Below are 17,353 nucleotides of genomic sequence, written 5' to 3'. Positions count from 1 at the left end.
GTAAGATGCCGCCGGCGGCGTGAAACTGGTTTCCATAAGTTGTGGCGCGGTGGCCGATTTTGAAAAATATGCACATCTTTTGTGCTTTCAGCGAAATCATTCGTTCGTCGTTGACCGCAGATGATCAACCTTAACGACCAGCCGCTTGAAACAGCTTCAAAAATAAGCTGAAACCGCAGCGTGTGGCGGGAAGGGTTGTGCCCAAAAAGTGGGCAATCGCCGCTCTGGTCGCCTCATCAGTCCCGAATCCGTGCGGTTTTTTTAACCTTTTGGCAACAAATCCGCCCGGCGGGGAGCCAGTATTCCCGCCGTTCGTATGCCTGTTGGGGCTGCGGCACGGACTTTGAAAGGAGGAAAAGGTTGGCTGATGGCCGGACCGGTTCCTGGGGGCAGACCCGGGGGTGCCGGAACCGGCTTAAACGAACGGGAATGGGGAGCCAGATGAACCGTTTGCTTGGGAACCGTTTACTTGGATTGGCGGTGATGGTGCTGGCCGGCATGGCGCCGGCGCTGGCCTTCGCTCAGGACGCCGCGGCGCCGGCCGCGGCGGCGGCCGCACCCGCCGCACCCACCATCAGCGGTGGTGATACGGCGTGGATGCTGACGTCCACGGCCTTGGTGCTGATGATGACCATCCCCGGCCTGGCGCTGTTCTACGGCGGCATGGTTCGGAAGTTCAACGTGCTGGCCATGGTGATGCAAAGCTTCGCCATCACCTGCCTCGTCACCGTGCTGTGGGCGCTGGTTGAATACAGCCTGGCCTTCTCCGCGGCCAGCGACGCCGCCGACGCCAAGGAATTCATCGGCGGCTTCAGCCGCGTGCTGCTGGCGGGCATGGACCCCACCGGCACCCACGCCCTGGCCCCGACGATCCCGGAGCCGGTGTTCATGATGTACCAGATGACCTTCGCGATCATCACGCCGGCCCTGATCACCGGCGCCTTCGCCGATCGCATGAAGTTCTCGGCCATGCTGGTGTTCATCACCCTGTGGTCGCTGGTCGTCTACGCCCCCATCGCCCATACGGTTTGGCACCCGAACGGCTACCTGGCCAAGCTGGGCGTGCTGGACTTCGCCGGCGGCACGGTGGTGCACATCAACGCCGGCATCGCCGGCCTGGTGGCCTGCCTGGTCATCGGCAAGCGCAAGGGCTACCCCAACGCCGACTTCAGCCCCCATAACCTGGTGCTGAGCCTCATCGGCGCCTCCCTCCTGTGGGTGGGCTGGTTCGGCTTCAACGCCGGCTCCGCCCTGACCGCCGGCCCCCGCGCCGGCATGGCCATGACGGTCACGCAGGTGGCCACCGCCGCCGCCGCCCTGGCCTGGGTGTTCGTGGAATGGGCCGTGAAGGGCAAGCCCTCGGTCCTGGGCATCATCTCGGGCGCCGTGGCCGGCCTGGTGGCCATCACCCCGGCCGCCGGTTTCGTCGACACCGTTGGCGCCTTCGCCATCGGCATCGCCGTCGGCATCATCTGCTTCTTCTCCGCCACCTCGCTGAAGAAGGCCCTGGGCTATGACGACAGTCTGGACGCCTTCGGCGTGCACGGCATCGGCGGCATCGTCGGCGCCATCCTGACCGGCGTGTTCGCCAAGATATCCATCGGCAACAGCGAGGGCGCCTTCGCCGCCGCCCTGAAGGACGCGCCGGACACCAAGCTGGGCCTGATCGAGGGCAACGCCGCCCAGGTCATCACCCAGTTGGAGGGCGTTGCCTTCACCATCGTGTGGTGCGGCGTCATCACCTTCGTGCTGCTGAAGATCATCGACCTGGTGATCGGCCTGCGCGTCGATGAGGAAGTCGAGCGCGACGGCCTGGACATCGCCCTGCACGGCGAGTCCATCCACTGAGCCCTTGGCCACCGAGCCCTGGCCACTAAGCGTTGGGCGCGTGCCCCGGGGATGCCGTAAGCTATCCCCAAGGGACTGAAGTCTAAGCGGATCCGTGGGGTCCAGGGCCGGCCGGCAAGGGGAAAGCCCGATCCGGCCGGCCCGCCTCACGGCGATCACGAATATCCAATCAGGGAGTGGTCTGATGAAGTTCATTATCGCGGTGATCAAACCCTTCAAGCTGGATGAGGTGCGCGATGCCCTGACCGGCCTGGGGGTGCAGGGCCTGACCGTCACCGAGGTCAAGGGCTATGGCCGGCAAAAGGGCCAGACCGAGATCTACCGGGGCGCCGAATACGCCGTCAGCTTCCTGCCCAAGATGAAGATCGAAGTGGCGGTGCCCGATGATCTCGCCGACAAGGTGGTGGAGGCCATCCAGGCCGCCGCCAACACCGGCAAGATCGGCGATGGCAAGATCTTCGTGCTGGAACTGGCGCAAGCCGTCCGCATCCGTACGGGCGAGACAGACGCCGACGCGCTGTAAGGCCGCGGCCAAACGGGTACCCGTTAACCGGGTTCCCAATCGGCGCCCGATGTTCCTTTCCCCGCGATCAGACCCCGGGGAAAGGGATCGGATGCTTTTGTCCAGACGGTACTTTGGTTTTGTGAATGATGGGGGAAGGGCGGCAGCCGGGGGGCTCGCCGCCCTTTTTCTCGCTCAACTTGCCGCCAGCAGGACCAGGGCGAAGGGTTGCGGCCCTTGCGGCACATTGGCGCCGATCACCTGGATGGTCCAGGTGCCGGTCACCGCCGCCGGGACGGTGATGGCCTCGACGTTGTTGGCGCTGTCCATGGTCTTGCCATCCGGTGTCTGGCCATCTGGACCGGTGTTGCCGGTGCGGGCGGCCCCGTCGGGCCCGCGTACCACCAGGTTCAGGTTGTTGACCAGGTTGGCGCCGGGATAGTCGCTATAGGCCAGCACTGCCCGCAGGGGCAGCCCGTCGGTGGTGACGTCCAGGCGGTACTCGTAAAGATCGCCCGTCCCAGCGCTGTTCCCGTCCAGGAAGGTGACGCGCGCCGGGGCGGCCGGGGCCAGCAGGGTGTCCAGGTGGACACGGCCGAAGCCCTGGTTGATGTCCGGAAGCGGGCCTTCGGTACCGCTCAACGGCACCGCGCCGGCGACCAGCGCCGCCTTCAACAGGGCGGCCGAGGGCGAGGGCAGGCCGACGCGGGTCCGCAGGTATTCACGGATCAGGGTGACCGCCCCGGCCACCAGGGGGGCCGCCGTGCTGGTGCCGCTTTCATACATGTAGAATTGCGTGGCGGGGTCGTAATAAGGCGTTTGGCCGTTGTAGCTGGTCAGCCGCTGGGACCGTGTCGACAGGATGAAGGTACCGGGTGCCACCACGTCGGGTTTCACCCGTCCGTCCTGGGTGGGACCCCGGCTGCTGAACGGCGCCATCTGGTCCGGGCCGCCGGCCACCAGGGCGTCGACGGGGGCCGCCTTGGCGCCCCATTTCTTGCCGTTGGTGATGGCGATGTCCTGGCGGCTGTTGGCGCAGGCGCCGACGGTGATGCAGTTCTTGGCGGTGCCCGGCGGGGTGACGCTGCCGGGATCGATCTTGCCGTCCCCGTCATTGTCGACCCCGTCGTTGCCGGCGGAAAAGACGATGCAGAAGTCGGGATTGTTCCAGACGAAGGTGTCGATGTCGGTGCAGTAGGAGTTATAGGCCTGCTTCGTGCCGCCGCCCCAGGAATTGGAATGGATGCGCGCACCCTGCTCATAGGCCCACCCGTACAGCACCTTCAGGTCGCTGGGCAGGCCGGCCAAGCCATAGGCGGGGCTGGTCGGCGTCTTTTGGTCGGGCTTCCAATCCAGGAACTGCTCCACCGCCTGCATGATCACCTGCGCGCGATGGGCCAGCCCGCGCACCGGCCCCCCCCGGTTGGGCAGGTCGGCGCTGGCGCTTCCATCCCCCAGCAGCGCCCCGGCCGTGTGGGTGCCGTGTCCCCGGTTGACGTCGGCGGGGCCGTCGTCGGCGCCAGGATTGTTGACGCGCGCGGCATAGCTGGGGCTGATGGGATAACTTTTCAGCGCCAGGACGCGGCCCGCGAAATCGGGGTGGATGGTGGACGGGTCGCCCGTGTCCAGCCCGGTGTCGCATAGGGCCACCACCTCCCCCGCGCCCGACAGGTCCAGCCCCGGCACCCCGCCCAGCGCGCTGGCGGGCGCGATGATGCGGGTGGCTTGGTCCGTCGACAGCAGGGGCAGCACCTGGCGGCCGATGCGCTTCACCCCGTGCACCTGCGCCAGCGCCCGCAGCTTGTCGCGCAGGTCGCCTTCGCCGGGCGTCGTCGTCTGCACCACCACCAGGGCGCTGCCCGGTGCCTCCTCCACCACGGTAAAGCCGGCCGTGGTGATGTCCCCCGCCCCCTGGCTTGCCTGGGTGGCCTGGAAGAACTCCACGGTGTAGGCGTCCGCCAGGGCATGGCCATGATGGTCGCCCGGTGCCGGGGGGGCCGCCAATTCATCGATCTCATGGGCCAGGCGGGCCGCATAGGGCAGGTGGCCGACCCAGCGGACGGCATCCAGCCCGCTGACGGCGCCGGCCTGGTCGGCCGTGGCGCGGACGATGACGGCGAAATGCTGGAACGGCTCCACCACCGCCGCCCCGGTCGTGGCGACGGCCGCCAGCCAAGCATCCTGGATGGGCCCCACGAACTGGACGATATAATGGTGGGTGCCCGGTGGCAGGGCATCCTGGCTGTCATAAGCGGGATGGGGCCCATGGCTGCCATCGGCGGCGACGCGCGGGATATGGGTGTGGATGGTTCCCGCGCCGCCATGCGGCATGGCCAGGGTATAGAGCGCGCTGATGTCCTCCGTCAGGCCGGTGGCCAGCACGGTGGCCGCGGCCGTGTCGTCATCGGCCTCCACGATGCGGAAGGCCGGATAGCTTTGCAGCAGGCGGACGCCGGGCAGGGCCGCGAGCGCCTGCGCCGTCGCATCGAAAACCTTGATCACGCGTGGCATGCCAGTATCCCCCCAACCCGGGCGGGCGGCCCCTGCCGCCTGCCGTCATGGCTGTATTTCCCGTGGCGGCGCCATCTTAAGGTGGATGAACGGCGCCGCCAACGGGGTTGGAGGTCGGCTCAGGCGGTGGCTTTCAGAAGCGGTAGGCGATGCTCAAGTTCAGGGTGAACTGGGAATGGGCGCGGGTGATGGGGCTGTCGGCGGCGTCCCCCAGCAGGCGTTGATAGGCGCCGTCCGCCGTCATGAACCAATGCTCCGTCCAGAACCACACGGCGCTGGAGCCGAAGCCGGCGCTGCTGAAGCCGCTGCCGGGCGTGAATTGCCGGTATCCGCTGCGGATGGATTGGTTGGGATTGATGCCGAAATAGCGCCGCATGTAGGAGGAGTCGGCATAGGTCGCGGTCGGGCCGACAAAGACGAAAAAGCGTTCCGACCCGGCGACGGGCAGATAGGCGCTGATATCTCCGACCCAGCCGTTGTTGCCGCCGAAGCCACGCCGCACGGCGGTGCGCAGCACCACGGGGAAGAGGGTGTACTCCGCGAACACCTTGGCCTCGGGCGCGGGGGAGATGTCACCCAGGCCGCGCAGCTGGGAACTGTCGTCCTGGTCGCGGCCGACATCGAAGCCCAGGGCGACGCCGGCGCGAAAATTCTCCCCGCGCAGCAGGTTGACGCCGATCCCTTCCCCCATGGAGAAGAAGGCGATGTCCTTGTAGCGCACATCCAGGTTGATGCCGGGCTGCACATGGTACTCGGAAGAGCCGACATAGCGCGGCTGCAACGACGTCGCGGCGCCGACACTGACATCCCAGGTGGGCAGCGGGTTCTCGAACTTGGACCGCAGCAGGACGCCGGCGGAATATTGCCATTCACTGAGGGGGGACGGTGTTTGCGCCCTGGCTTTGCCGGGCAGCAGGCAGAACAGGCAAAGCGCCAGGCTGAGGAGCAGACCGGTCAGCGCGGGGCGGCGGACGGGCCGCCGCAGGGTTGGGGCGCCGGGATTATCCATGATTTGTTTTTGCCTCCAGGGGAGAGGGTGTTTTGGGACCGGGGAAGCGCGCAAGGCGCCACCGCCGAAAACGCCCGGCCGGCCCAAAGGTTCCCTTGCTGAGAGAACCCCCGCGGGTGATGCACGCCGGGCGATCGCCCAGTGCCCTCTATGCTCCCGCTTAAAACTTTTATCCGGGCCCCTTTTTGCCGCGGCTTTTGTTACGCTGGCCGCCATAATGAAGAATGGGGGTTCCAGTGAAGAACAGGCGTTGGGGACTGCTGGTGGCTGCCGTGTTGGCCGTGACGGTGCCGGCGGTCATGGCTCCTGCCGTGATGGGTGTCGCGCAGGAGAAGAAGGACGACAGGCAGGATCACAAGGACGGCGCCCCGAAGGCGGGCCCCGATGCCGCCAAGCCCGACGCGCCCAGGCGCGTGACGGTCGACCGCTCGGGCACCTTCAACGGCAAGCGCATCGACTACACCGTTTCCGCCGGTGAGACCTACTTGCGCGATGACAAGGGCGAACCCGTCGCCAGCATCTTCGCCGTCGCCTACACCAAGAAGGGCACCAACCCCGCCACGCGGCCGGTGACCTTCCTCTATAACGGCGGTCCCGGCTCCGCCAGCCTATGGCTGCACATGGGGGTGTTCGGGCCCAAGCGCGTGCAGATCCCGGCGGATGCCGAGAACCCCGGACCGCCGCCCTTCCCATTGGTGGACAATGCCTATTCCATCCTGGATGTGACCGACCTGGTGTTCATCGATCCGGTCGCCACCGGCTACAGCCGCGCCATCGGCAAGGGGGAGGAGAAGGACTTCCTGGGCGTGCGGGAGGACGCGAAATCCATCGCCCAGTTCGTGCGCGTCTGGCTGGGCGACAACAAGCGCTGGAACAGCCCCAAGTTCCTGGGTGGCGAAAGCTATGGCGGCATCCGCACCGGCGCCATGCTGCCGGAACTGAGCGGCACCACCTCCACCGTTTCCCTGAACGGCATCATCCTGATCTCGCCAGCCATGGACTACACCTCGCTGACCTTCGCGCGGGGCAATCTGGTGCCGTACTGGTCCTTCCTGCCCAGCTATGCCGCCACGGCCTGGTATCACAAGAAGGTGGCCGACACCTCCATGGGCTTCGACAGGTTCCTGGCCGATGCCCGCCAGTTCGCGGCGACGGAGTATGCCTCCGCCCTCATCCTGGGCAATCGGTTGCCGCCGGACCAGCACAAGGCGGTGGTGGCCAAGCTGGCCCACTTCACAGGGTTGTCCCCGGCCTTCATCGAGCAATCGCACCTGAAGATCCAGGACCACCGCTTCATGAAGGAACTGCTGCGCGACCAGGGCAAGAGCATCGGCCGCATCGACGGCCGTTACCTGGGCGACGACTACGACGCCTCCGGCGACCGGCCGGACAACGACCCCTCCCTGAACGGCATGAGCGGGGCGTTCAGCGCCGTGGTGAACACCTACTTCCGCAACGACCTGGGCCTGGACATGGGCGGGCGGGAGTACAAGGTGCTGGGCTCCCTCTACCGTCGCTGGAACTACGCCCAGGTGGATGGCGGCGGCGGCGAGCCCTATCGCGGCACCGACGTCGGCCCCTTTGTCGGCGACGCCATGCGCCAGAACAAGGGCATGCGGGCCTTCGTCGCCATGGGCTATTACGACTTGGCGACACCGTTCTTCCATACGGAGAACAGCTTCAACGACGCGGGCGTGCCCACCAACCGGGTGTCGTTCAACTACTACCCCGGCGGCCACATGATGTACGTGCAGCCCCAGGCCATCGAGAAGATGACCCAGGACATCCGCAAGTTCATCGTCGCCGGCAGCCCGGCGCAGAACTGAGGCGTGAAATCTGAAAAGGCGTGGGCGGGGATTGTTTTCCCGCCCATTTTTCAAGCCGCCGCCATTTTCACCGGTCGCGCACGACGCTCAGGCTATAGGACATGTCGCTCACCTGCAGCTCATAGCCCATGCCCAGCATGGAATGGGACACGGTGGCGATCTCATCGCCCTTCAGATGAAGGCGGGCGCTTTCCTGGGACCGCCAGACCTGGCCGTTCTCCAGGACGAAGATGGGGCGGCCGGCGGGGTCGGGGCGCACCGACACGATGCGTGACTTGATGTTGTCCAGTTCCGCCGCCACGGGGGGCGGGGGCGGCTCATGCTTGCCAAACGTGGCCTCGGTCTGGTCGGACTTGCCGGCGGCCGATCCGCCGAAGGTGGCTTCCACCGCCTTCCTCAATTCCGTCTCCAGTTCGTCGCTGCTCTTGTCGAAGCAGGCCAGGCGCTGGTCCCGGTCGGCGATCTTCTTGCAGCCCACCACGTCGCCGGCGGCACTCGGTACGGCGGCATGCGCCGGCAGGGCCAGGGTTAGGGCCAGGAAGGCGGCTGCGAGGGGGGCGGTGCTGTGGGCGGGCCTCATCCATCTCTCCCAAGGGCTCGGCGGCCGTGATCGGGCGCAGGGCTTAACGCGAAAAAGGGCCGGACCGGTTTCCCGATCGCGGCCCGGACGCTTTGAGAACGGGGGCCCGGCGTTGCCGCCTGGCCCCCAACCTCATCAGAACTTCACCGTCGTGCCGACGAAGAAGGTACGACCGACGATGTCGTACGAACCGCCGCCACCCGTGGTGACCGGGAACGTGGCGTACGAACCACCCTGGTACGAGCCCTGGTACAGGTAGGGCACGGCCGGAGGCATCTTGTCCGCCAGGTTGTTGATACCGCCGAACACCGTGATGTTCTTCCAGCGGTAGCGGGCGGAGATGTCGTGGTACCAGTAGGTCGGGATCTTGTTGAAATCCGCGATTTCGGCCGTGGAGTTCGGGAAGGTCTCGGACTCGCCGATGAAGCGGCTGGACCAGGTGACCGTCAGGTTGTTCCAATCCCAGGTGCCGGTGAAACGGCCCTTCAGGTGCGGATAACCGATGGTCCCGGCGCGGTACAACTTGTTCTCGGCGTGGGCCGGGTCCTGGATGATGATGCTTTCCGGCATCCAGGTGCCGGTGAAGCCCAGGTTCAGGCCGCCCATGTTCTGCAGGCCCACCTTGTCCAGCTCGAACGCGTAGTCGACCTGGAAGTCCAGACCGCGCACCACTTCCTTACCGATGTTGACGGTGTTGCCGTAGATGGTGGCGATGGAACCGTCCGTACGGCGGGTGATCAGGTTGCACTGGGCGGTGGCGCTCAGATCGTAGCAGTTGGTCAGGATGGAGTTGGAGGTCAGCGCCGCCTGGCCCTGGGTGATCTTCACCAGCCAGTAGTCGGCGGTCACGTTCAGGCCCGGCACGAAGGTCGGGGTGAACACGGCGCCGGCCGTCAGGGTGCGGCCGATTTCCGGCTTCAGGTTGATGTTGCCGCCCGTACGGGTGGACGGGTTGCTGAAGTCGTTGGAGTTGTAGCCCGCCGGCACGACCTTGGCGCAGTTGGCGGCGCGGGTGGCGTTGGCGTTGATGTTCTGGATGGTGCAGGGATCGCTGACGCCCAGGAAGTTGTCGCCGGCCGGGGTGAACAGGTCGTCGATGTTGGGCGCGCGCACCGCGCGGGCGATGCCGCCGCGCAGCTTCACGTCGTCGTTGACGGCCCAACCGGCCTGGATGTTCCAGGTGCTGGCGGGACCGGCCAGGCTGTAGTCGGAATAGCGGTAGGCCAGGTCCAGGTCCACGGCCTTGGCGAACGGGATGTCGCGCAGGACGGGGATGCTCAGCTCACCATACCATTCCTTGGTATCGTAGCTGCCGGCCACGGAACCGTTCTGGTTGCCGTAGATGGTGCCGGTGGGCTGGTTCTGCAGGAAGTCGGTCTTGTCCACCGACTCTTCCTTGCGGTACTCGAAGCCGGCGGCGAAGCTGACCGGGGCCATGGTGCCGCTGAACAGCGCCGGGAACTTGAACAGGTCGCCGTTCAGGTTGAAGGCGGCGTCGTGCTGCTGCAGCGTCGCCATTTCCTTGGTGTAGGTGTAGGCGTAGGCCTTCTGCGCGTCGCTCAGCGGGCCGACGACGAACGGGTTGATGGGCAGGCAGCCGTTGGCCTGGGCGGTGGCATCGCGGCAGACGATCTTGCCGCCCACGTTCACGGCGTCCAGCTGCTGGTTGAACAGGCTGGTGACCCGGTCCGTGTTCACGAAGGTGGTGCGGTTGCGGCCGTAGTCGTAATAGGCCTCGTAGTGCCACCCGTTGGTCAGGTCGCCGTTCAGGCCGAACACGCCGCGCATCACCTCGTATTCATAAGAATACTCGCGCGGGCCGTACCAGTCGTCGTTCAGACGGGTCATGGTGAAGCTGGAGATCTTGTCGGTCGCCAGCAGGCTCTTCAGGTCGGACGGCAGGTAGGCGTTGTCGGCCTGGATGGTGATCGCGCCGGTGGCGGAAACGCCGTTCGACCCCGTGGAGGGCGTGCCCGTGCCATTGGCCATCGGCGTGGACCGGCTGGTGCCACGGCTGTTGGAATACTTCAGGTCGCTGAAGAAGTTCAGCGTGTCGATCGGGCCCAGGTCCTGGGCCAGGCGATAGTTGACGAGGGTATCGGCCACCTGGCGCAGGTTGGGCGTGCGCAGCGTCAGGTACTTGGACGAGTTGTAGCCGTCGCCGCCGATGGACACCGTGTCACCGGCGCTGGTCTTGTTGCCGGCCGGAATGCCGTTGATCAGCGTGCCACGGTTGAACGGGATCAGGCCCGAGCCATCGGGCTTGAAGGTGTAGCTGTACTGCGGGTGCGCCGCATCCAGCCAGGTGCGGATGACGGGCGCGCCGCTGGCCGCCAGCACCGACGACAGGGTCGGGGAGATGGTGATGCGGTCGGGAATGCCGTCGCTGGCGCCCTTGCTGGCCGGGTTGGCCACCAGGGAGTAGTTGTACAGCGCTTCCGGCCGGTCGCGGCCGTACAGGCCCAGGTCATGGTTGTAGTCGAAGGCGAAGGTGATGTTGCCCTTACCGCCGTCGAAGTTGTGGCCGATGATGGCGCTGACGTCGGTGGACTGGAAGCCGTCACCCTGCGACCAGTTGTGCTGGATGGTCGCTTCGGCGCCTTCGTAATTCTTCTTCAGGATGACGTTGACCACACCGGCCACGGCGTCGGCGCCGTACACGGCCGAGGTGCCGCCGGTGACGATCTCCATGCGCTCGATCAGCGCTGGCGGGATGCTGTTCAGATCGACCAGCGAGGTGCCGCCGGAACCGTTACGGCCGGACAGCGACCCGACGTGGCGCTTGCCGTCCACCAGGGTCAGGGTACGGTATTCGCCCAGGCCGCGCAGGTTGGCGAAGTTCACGCCGGCGCCATTGATGAAACGGGCGTTGTTCGACGGACCCATGTCGTTCTGGGTCTGGGGCAGCTGGCTCAGCACGTCGACGGTCGAGGTCAGGCCGGACGCCTGGATGGCCTCGGCGTTGATGACCTGGACGGGGGTGGGCTGCGTCAGGTTGGGACGCGCGATGCGCGATCCGGTGACGACGATCTCCTCCAGGGAATCATCGGCAGCGGCCTGCTGCTGGGCCTGGGCGGTGGTCGCGGCCAGCGCCATCAGGGCGCCCGCTGCGATGCCATGGCGCCACACCTTGCGGCGGGCGGCGACGGAAATCTCCCTCATGCCTCTCCTCAATCTCTCTTCTATCTTGATCGTTGGCCGGTCCCATCTCGGGGCTCCCGGCCAGCCCCGCGCCCATCTCGGGGCAGGATTGCGACCAATTTCTTTTGCAGAAGCGCGATTGAGTAAACGGCCGATTTTGTAACGATCTGTATCAACCGGATAGTGTGCGAATTTTGTCACATTTTTGCTAACAGCAGAAATGCAAATGCGTCAAAATTTGAAATCTTATTGCCTAAGGCATATTCCGTGACGTGTTGTCGCATCTGGCCGGGGGGTTAAGGTTAACGCCCGACGGCATGGCGTGAGACTCATTTGTTGTCTGGATATTGCATAAACTAATCAACTTATTGCGGTGATTTGTCGAAACCGGCCATGAAGTTATAAACCTAACAAGCTGTTAGTAACGCATCTGTAACCTATCCTTTAGAACCAACGTTTGGCAGGCTTGCCATATGCCTTTTGGCTGGGGTCGGGCGGTGCGAAAGGCGGTGGGGCCGCAGCCGCATTCGATGCTGGATCGACGGCGGGCGGCAGCCGGGTTCGGCGATGTTGTGAAACCGTCGGTTGCCCCCGCCGTCGCTGCCGGGCGTCTTCCGTCATGCCCCCGGCGTCGGGTCGCTATCGTCGATCGACACCGCGGGCGTTCCGCCTAACGGGTGTTGGGCCAGCAGGTGATCAGCCAGCAGCTTGGCGAAGCGGGGCAGGCGTGAGCGGCCACGGGTGCAAACCTTCAGGTCCCGCACCGCCCAGGCATCGCTCAGCGCGATGCAGTGGATGTCGGCCGTGCGGGCGGCGCGGCGGGCCGTCGTTTCCGGCACGATGCCGATGCCGACGTTTCCCTCCACCAGGCGGCAGATGGCGTCGAAGCTGCGCAACTGCACACGCAGGCGCAGGCGGCGGCCGGCCCGGGCGGCCCGGTCGGACAGGAAGCGCTGCAGGGCCGCCGCCCGGTCCAGGCCCACCAAGTCGTGGTCCAACACCTCGGCGAAGGTCACGCTGTCGCGCGCACCCAGGGGATGGGTGGGGGACGCCACCAGCACGAAGCGGTCCTGACGAAAGGGGAAGGTTTCCAGGTCGCCCGTTTCCACGGTGCCGGCGACGATGCCGATGTCGCCGGTGCCATCGGCGATGGCGGCCACGATTTCATCGCTTAAGCGCTCCTCCACATCCACGGTCACCAGCGGGTGGGCGGTGAGGAAGCTGCCCAGCAATTCGGGCAGGAACTCGGTCAGCGCGTTGGTGTTGGACAGGATGCGGACATTGCCCGCCGCCCCGCCGGCATAAACGCTCAAATCCTCCCGCAGTCGGTCCGCCTGGCCCAGGATGGTGCGGGCATGCGCCAGCAGGGCGCGGCCGGCCGCAGTCGGGGTCACGCCGTGCCGGCCACGGTCCAGCAGGGTCGCGCCCAGCGACACTTCCATGTTGCGGATGCGCGTGCTGGCCGCGGCCAACGCCAAGTGGGCCCGTTCGGCGCCCCAGGTGATGCTGCCCGCCTCCACCACGTCGCGGAACAGGGCCAGGTCGGTCAGGTCGAATTGCATTATGGTTCGCTCCCAGAACTGCCTTCGCCATTAGCGAAGGCAGACTGCGCGTAATACGCATTGTTGCCAAGGGTTCGGCGACCGATACTTCGCGGATGACGGAGCGATCCCGCCAAGCGGGCGCTTCTCCGCCAGGGCCGCACCCTGGAACCAGACCCACGACCAAGGACTGTCGTCATGACCGGCCGCCCTCACGGCGGCGTCGGCGCCGTGTTTTCCCGCGCGCTGCTGGCGTTGCTGATGCTTACCCTCATCGTCCTGTTGATGCGCCGTCCGCCGCCGTTGCTGGCGGCCGACGCCCAAGGCCACCCTTGCACCCTGGTCCGGGTGGTGCCTGACACGGACCAGATGCCGCCGACCGTGGTGGCCAAACCGGGGCCGCCCTCCTTCGGGCCGGATGCCTACGGGGATTGACGCCCGGCACCCCTTGTTCATTGTACTGCGACCGTGGTGGATGAAGGACGTGGCGGCCAAGCCGCGTGGCCGGAGCCTGATCCGTGGAAAGGGGTTGGAAATGAGCCTGCGGGCACCATCGCCGCGGTTGGTCTTGCCATACCGCCGTATATCGTCTGTGGCCGCGCTCGTCGTCTGTCTGACCACCGTGGACTGTGCGGTGGAGCCATTGCCCGGTGTCACGCCATCCTCGCACAGCCGGATCCCATCCATGCCGGCGTCCGCAGACACCACCTGGCCGTCCGCGTCGGCGCAAAGCTGGCGGGAGCTCATCGATAAGGCGCGGGACGACGGGTTCAACGGCGTCGCGCTGGTCGGTCACGGTGGGACCATCGATGGCATCGCTGCGATCGGTATCGCCGACGCTGCCAATGGCGTCCCTGTAACCACCCGCACGCGGTTCGAGATCGGCTCGATGTCAAAATGGGTTGCGTCAGTCGTCGTGCTGAAGCTGGTAGATCAGGGCATGCTCGATCTTGATGCGCCGATCGGGCGGTACTTGCCCGACTATCGCGCCGATAATGGCGCTCGGCTGACGCTGCGGCGGCTGATGTGCCATTCCAGCGGTCTGCCCAACGACGTGCTGAAAGCGCGTCAGGCGGATCCCGCGAGCCGCGGCGTCGAACTGCCGATGCCTGAGGCGGTGCGTCGCTACGCGAGCGGCGACCTGGCGTTCACACCGGGGACGCAGTGGGACTATTCGCAGTCCAACTGGATCCTCGTCCAGGCCATTGTCGAGCGTATCGGCGGCATGACCTACCCAGCACTTGTCGACCGGCTGCTGGTGCGCCCTCTGGGGCTCAAGGACAGTGGCATCTATTCCGGCGATTCCGCAAAGACGGACGGCATGGCGGTCGGCTATGCGGCGCTGACGCCCTCGCCGCAGCCGAAACCCAATCCCATCCCCGGCTATATGGCCATGACGGGCGGCTTCTATACCAGCGCCCCCGATCTGCTGACCCTGATGAACGCGGTGCTGAGCGGAGACCTTCTCACCGCGCGAAGTCGCAGCGAACTGACGACGATTCAAATGCCCGACCAGCATTATGCTTTGGGCGGTCGGATCCGGTCCGCCCAAGTCGGTGGCGCGATGCGCGAACTCGCATGGGAAGATGGCAGCAATGGCGGCTTTCGGATGGTCGCGCGCCGGGTGCTGGCGGATGAGCATACGGTCGTAACACTCAACAACGCCAGTTGGGACTATCAGAAACTCGGCGATCTGGCCGATGCGTTGCTCGAGACGACGTATGTGAAAAGCAGATAATCCGGGCTGGAGACAACGGCGACACGCTCTGAGCGGTCACGGCGGTGACCAAAGCGGCTTTGGGCTTGTGATGCACACAGCAGGTGTCCGGCAACGGGTACGCTCCAGGTGTCCGCCTGCGGACACTGTTCGTGGGCGGACAGCGCCGGCCCAGCACACTCTGTAATAAAAACAATAAGTTGAAGGCCGTTCCCCTCGGGGCACGCCTTTTGCTTTGGCGATAGGCTTCATTCTGCCACGGGGGAAATGCTGAATGACCGTCTTGCCACCCTTCTTCCGCCGTCATGCGCTGGTCACCCTGCTCAATCTTTTCGGCCTGGCGGTGGGGATCGCCGGCTTCCTGGTGGTCAGCCTGTATGTGGCGGGGGAGTTGATGGTCGATCGGGGGTTCACCGGTGCCGACCGGCTTTACCGGGTGGCCAGCACCCTGTCCCTGGGAGGCAACACGGTGGTGCTGGGGGCGTCCACCCCGCTGTTGGCGGAACCGCTGGCCCAGGACTTTCCGGAGGTGGAGGCGGTCACCCGGGCCTCGGAGGAGGACATCGACCTGCGGGAGGGGGATCGGACGCTGACCGTGCCCCTGCTTTGGGCGGACGCCAACCTGCTTCAGGTGCTGGACTATCCCCTGGCGCGGGGGGATGCCACGACGGCGCTGTCCCGTCCCGATGGGCTGGTGGTGACGCCGGAACTGGCCCGCACCCTGTTCGGTGACGCCGATCCCATGGGGCGCGCCGTGTCGGTGGCGGGCGGTCAGATCCTGACGATCACCGGCGTGCTGAAGCCCCTGGCTGAAACCCACCTGAAATTCACCGGCATCGCCGCGGACAGCGGCCGGGGGGAGAAGAACTGGGCCCACATGGTGGGGGAACAATGGTCCCATGTGGGTGAAACCGCCGTGTATGCGCGCTTGCGCCCCGGCGCTTCGGCATCGGCGGTGGAGGCGCGGCTGGCGGATTTCGTGCGCCGGCGCGCCGTCCTGACGCAGTTGCCGGAGGATGTGCGGGCCGGCTTCCTGACCTTGCGCCTGGACCCGGTGCCGGCCATTCACCTGCACGTCAAGACCTTCAACCAGCGCAAGATGGGTGGCGACGTGGGCACCCTGGGCATCCTGTCGGTGGCCGCCCTGCTGATCCTGGGCGTCGCCATCGCCAACTACACCAACCTGGCGACGGCGCAGGCCATCAATCGCGCCCGTGAGGTCGGCATCCGCAAGCTGGCGGGTGCCCGGCGCTGGCAACTGGTGGCGTTGTTCACGGGGGAGTCCGTGGGGCTGGCCATGGCCGCGACGCTGGCCGCCCTGGCGATGGTGGAGGTGTCGCTACCCGCCTTTCAGGCGCTGGTGGACCGGTCCTTCGGCATCGCCCCCTTGCTCCATGGCGGCCTGTTGGCCGTGGTGCTGGGCACGCCCCTGGCGGTTGGCGGGTTGGGCGGGCTTTATCCTGCCCTGGTCCTGTCGGGCTATCGCCCGGCGGAGGTGCTGAAGGGAAGCGTGGCACCCGCGGCCGGCCGGCTGCGCGGCGTGCTGGTGGTGGCGCAGTTCGCCATCTCCATCGCCCTCATCATCGCCACGGCGACGGTGCTGCGCCAGGTGGACCATGCCCGTACCGCCAAGCTGGGCTTCCTGCCTGAGAACCTCTACATGGTCAGCGAGCTGCCGGGTGACGTCCACCGCGCGGCCACGATGAAGGCGGAGCTGGCCAAGCTGCCCGGCATCCTGGGCGCCACTTTCAGCGGCTTGGCCCCCGGGTCCATCGACCAGAGCATGTCCCTGATGACCGTGCCCGCCGACGCCCATGGGGCCACGCCGGGCCAGACCTATATCGCCGAATTTTCGGCCGACCCGGATTTCATCGCCACCTATGGGTTGGAGCTGAAGGCCGGTGCCGCCCTGCCACCCGGTTGGCGCCCCCCAGCGGAGGGGGGGCGGCGCTATGTCTGGCTGACGGAGGCGGGGGCCCGCCGCCTGGGCTACGGCCATCCCGCCGACGCGGTGGGCGACCGCTACACCGATGAGGAAAACAGGACGGTGGAGGTCGCGGGCATCCTGGGCGATGTCCGTTTCCGCACCGCCCGCGACGCGGATGAGGCGCTGATGTTCGGCATCGGCGCCACCGGCGGCACGCTGACCGTGCGCCTGGCGGCTGGCGATCCCCGGCCCGCCCTGGCGGCCGTCAACGCCCTGGTGGACACCCTGTATCCCGAAGTGCGCCGCGCGCCGCGCGGCTTCGCCGATGAAAAGCTGGAGTCCCAGTACCGGACGGAGGAGCGGCAGGCCAAGGTCTTCGCCTTGTTCAGCGCGCTGGCCATCGTGCTGGCCAACCTGGGCCTGTTTGGCCTGACGGCGCTGGCGGCGGCCCGCCGCACCAAGGAAATCGGCTTGCGCCGGGTGGTGGGCGCCCGGGTGCTGGACATCGCCTGGCTGCTGGCCTGGCAGTTCGCGCGGCCAGTGCTGATCGCCAATGCCATCGCCTGGCCCCTGGCGTGGTGGGGCTTGCACCGCTGGCTGGCCCAGTTCGCCGTGCGGGTGGACCAGGGACCGGGAACCTTTCTGGCCGCCGGTGCCATCGCGCTGGCCGTGGCGCTGGCCACCATCACCCTGCACGTCGTCCGCGTGACCCAAACGCCGCCCGCCGGTGCGCTGCGGTATGAGTAAGGAG

The 17,353-nt window shown here is 66.4% G+C and carries 11 protein-coding genes; 6 read left to right on the top strand and 5 right to left on the bottom strand.

Going from position 1 to position 17,353, the window contains the following annotated elements; translation table 11 throughout:
- The first annotated feature begins 441 nt into the window (after positions 1–441).
- Both FBZ90_RS09445 and FBZ90_RS09440 read left to right on the top strand, forming a co-directional pair.
- Positions 442–1,848 carry an ammonium transporter gene (locus tag FBZ90_RS09445; RefSeq protein WP_145731417.1) on the top strand — a complete coding sequence of 469 codons (1,407 nt, stop codon included), beginning with the start codon at positions 442–444 and terminating at the stop codon, positions 1,846–1,848.
- Positions 1,849–2,032: 184 nt separating this feature from the next.
- Entirely contained in the window at positions 2,033–2,371 is a 339-nt protein-coding gene (locus FBZ90_RS09440) for a P-II family nitrogen regulator (RefSeq protein WP_145731416.1), read from the top strand.
- Positions 2,372–2,545: 174 nt separating this feature from the next.
- Here the strand turns inward: FBZ90_RS09440 and FBZ90_RS09435 are convergent, their stop codons facing one another.
- Together FBZ90_RS09435 and FBZ90_RS09430 are read right to left on the bottom strand one after the other, a co-directional pair.
- A complete protein-coding gene (locus tag FBZ90_RS09435; protein ID WP_145731414.1) occupies positions 2,546–4,861 on the bottom strand; it encodes a S8 family serine peptidase in 2,316 nt (771 codons plus the stop codon).
- A gap of 133 nt (positions 4,862–4,994) precedes the next feature.
- Entirely contained in the window at positions 4,995–5,870 is an 876-nt protein-coding gene (locus FBZ90_RS09430; protein WP_145731412.1) for a MipA/OmpV family protein, read from the bottom strand.
- Between the two features lie 236 nt (positions 5,871–6,106).
- On the opposite strand from FBZ90_RS09430, the gene FBZ90_RS09425 reads away from it, so the two are divergent.
- Positions 6,107–7,696, top strand: coding sequence for a S10 family peptidase (locus FBZ90_RS09425; RefSeq protein ID WP_145731410.1), 1,590 nt, complete (start codon positions 6,107–6,109; stop codon positions 7,694–7,696).
- A 67-nt stretch (positions 7,697–7,763) separates the two neighbouring features.
- Here the strand turns inward: FBZ90_RS09425 and FBZ90_RS09420 are convergent, their stop codons facing one another.
- The 3 genes from FBZ90_RS09420 to FBZ90_RS09410 all read right to left on the bottom strand — a co-directional run bounded on the left by FBZ90_RS09420 (position 7,764) and on the right by FBZ90_RS09410 (position 12,979).
- Positions 7,764–8,276, bottom strand: a complete 513-nt coding sequence (locus FBZ90_RS09420; protein ID WP_145731408.1) for a hypothetical protein — start codon at positions 8,274–8,276, stop codon at positions 7,764–7,766.
- Positions 8,277–8,411: 135 nt separating this feature from the next.
- On the bottom strand, positions 8,412–11,438 hold the full coding sequence (locus FBZ90_RS09415; RefSeq protein WP_145731406.1) for a TonB-dependent receptor domain-containing protein: 3,027 nt from the start codon (positions 11,436–11,438) through the stop codon (positions 8,412–8,414).
- A 596-nt stretch (positions 11,439–12,034) separates the two neighbouring features.
- Entirely contained in the window at positions 12,035–12,979 is a 945-nt protein-coding gene (locus tag FBZ90_RS09410; RefSeq protein ID WP_145731403.1) for a LysR family transcriptional regulator, read from the bottom strand.
- 177 nt (positions 12,980–13,156) lie between these two features.
- On the opposite strand from FBZ90_RS09410, the gene FBZ90_RS09405 reads away from it, so the two are divergent.
- From FBZ90_RS09405 to FBZ90_RS09395, 3 genes are all read left to right on the top strand, one after another.
- A complete protein-coding gene (locus tag FBZ90_RS09405; protein ID WP_145731400.1) occupies positions 13,157–13,393 on the top strand; it encodes a hypothetical protein in 237 nt (78 codons plus the stop codon).
- 250 nt (positions 13,394–13,643) lie between these two features.
- Positions 13,644–14,696 carry a serine hydrolase domain-containing protein gene (locus FBZ90_RS09400; RefSeq protein ID WP_145731397.1) on the top strand — a complete coding sequence of 351 codons (1,053 nt, stop codon included), beginning with the start codon at positions 13,644–13,646 and terminating at the stop codon, positions 14,694–14,696.
- Positions 14,697–14,949: 253 nt separating this feature from the next.
- Positions 14,950–17,349, top strand: coding sequence for an ABC transporter permease (locus FBZ90_RS09395; RefSeq protein ID WP_145731395.1), 2,400 nt, complete (start codon positions 14,950–14,952; stop codon positions 17,347–17,349).
- Positions 17,350–17,353 lie beyond the last annotated feature (4 nt).

The sequence above is a fragment of the Nitrospirillum pindoramense genome (genome assembly GCF_007827955.1).
In the GTDB taxonomy this organism is placed as follows: domain Bacteria; phylum Pseudomonadota; class Alphaproteobacteria; order Azospirillales; family Azospirillaceae; genus Nitrospirillum; species Nitrospirillum amazonense_B.
This window is presented reverse-complemented; position numbering and strand designations above follow the sequence as displayed.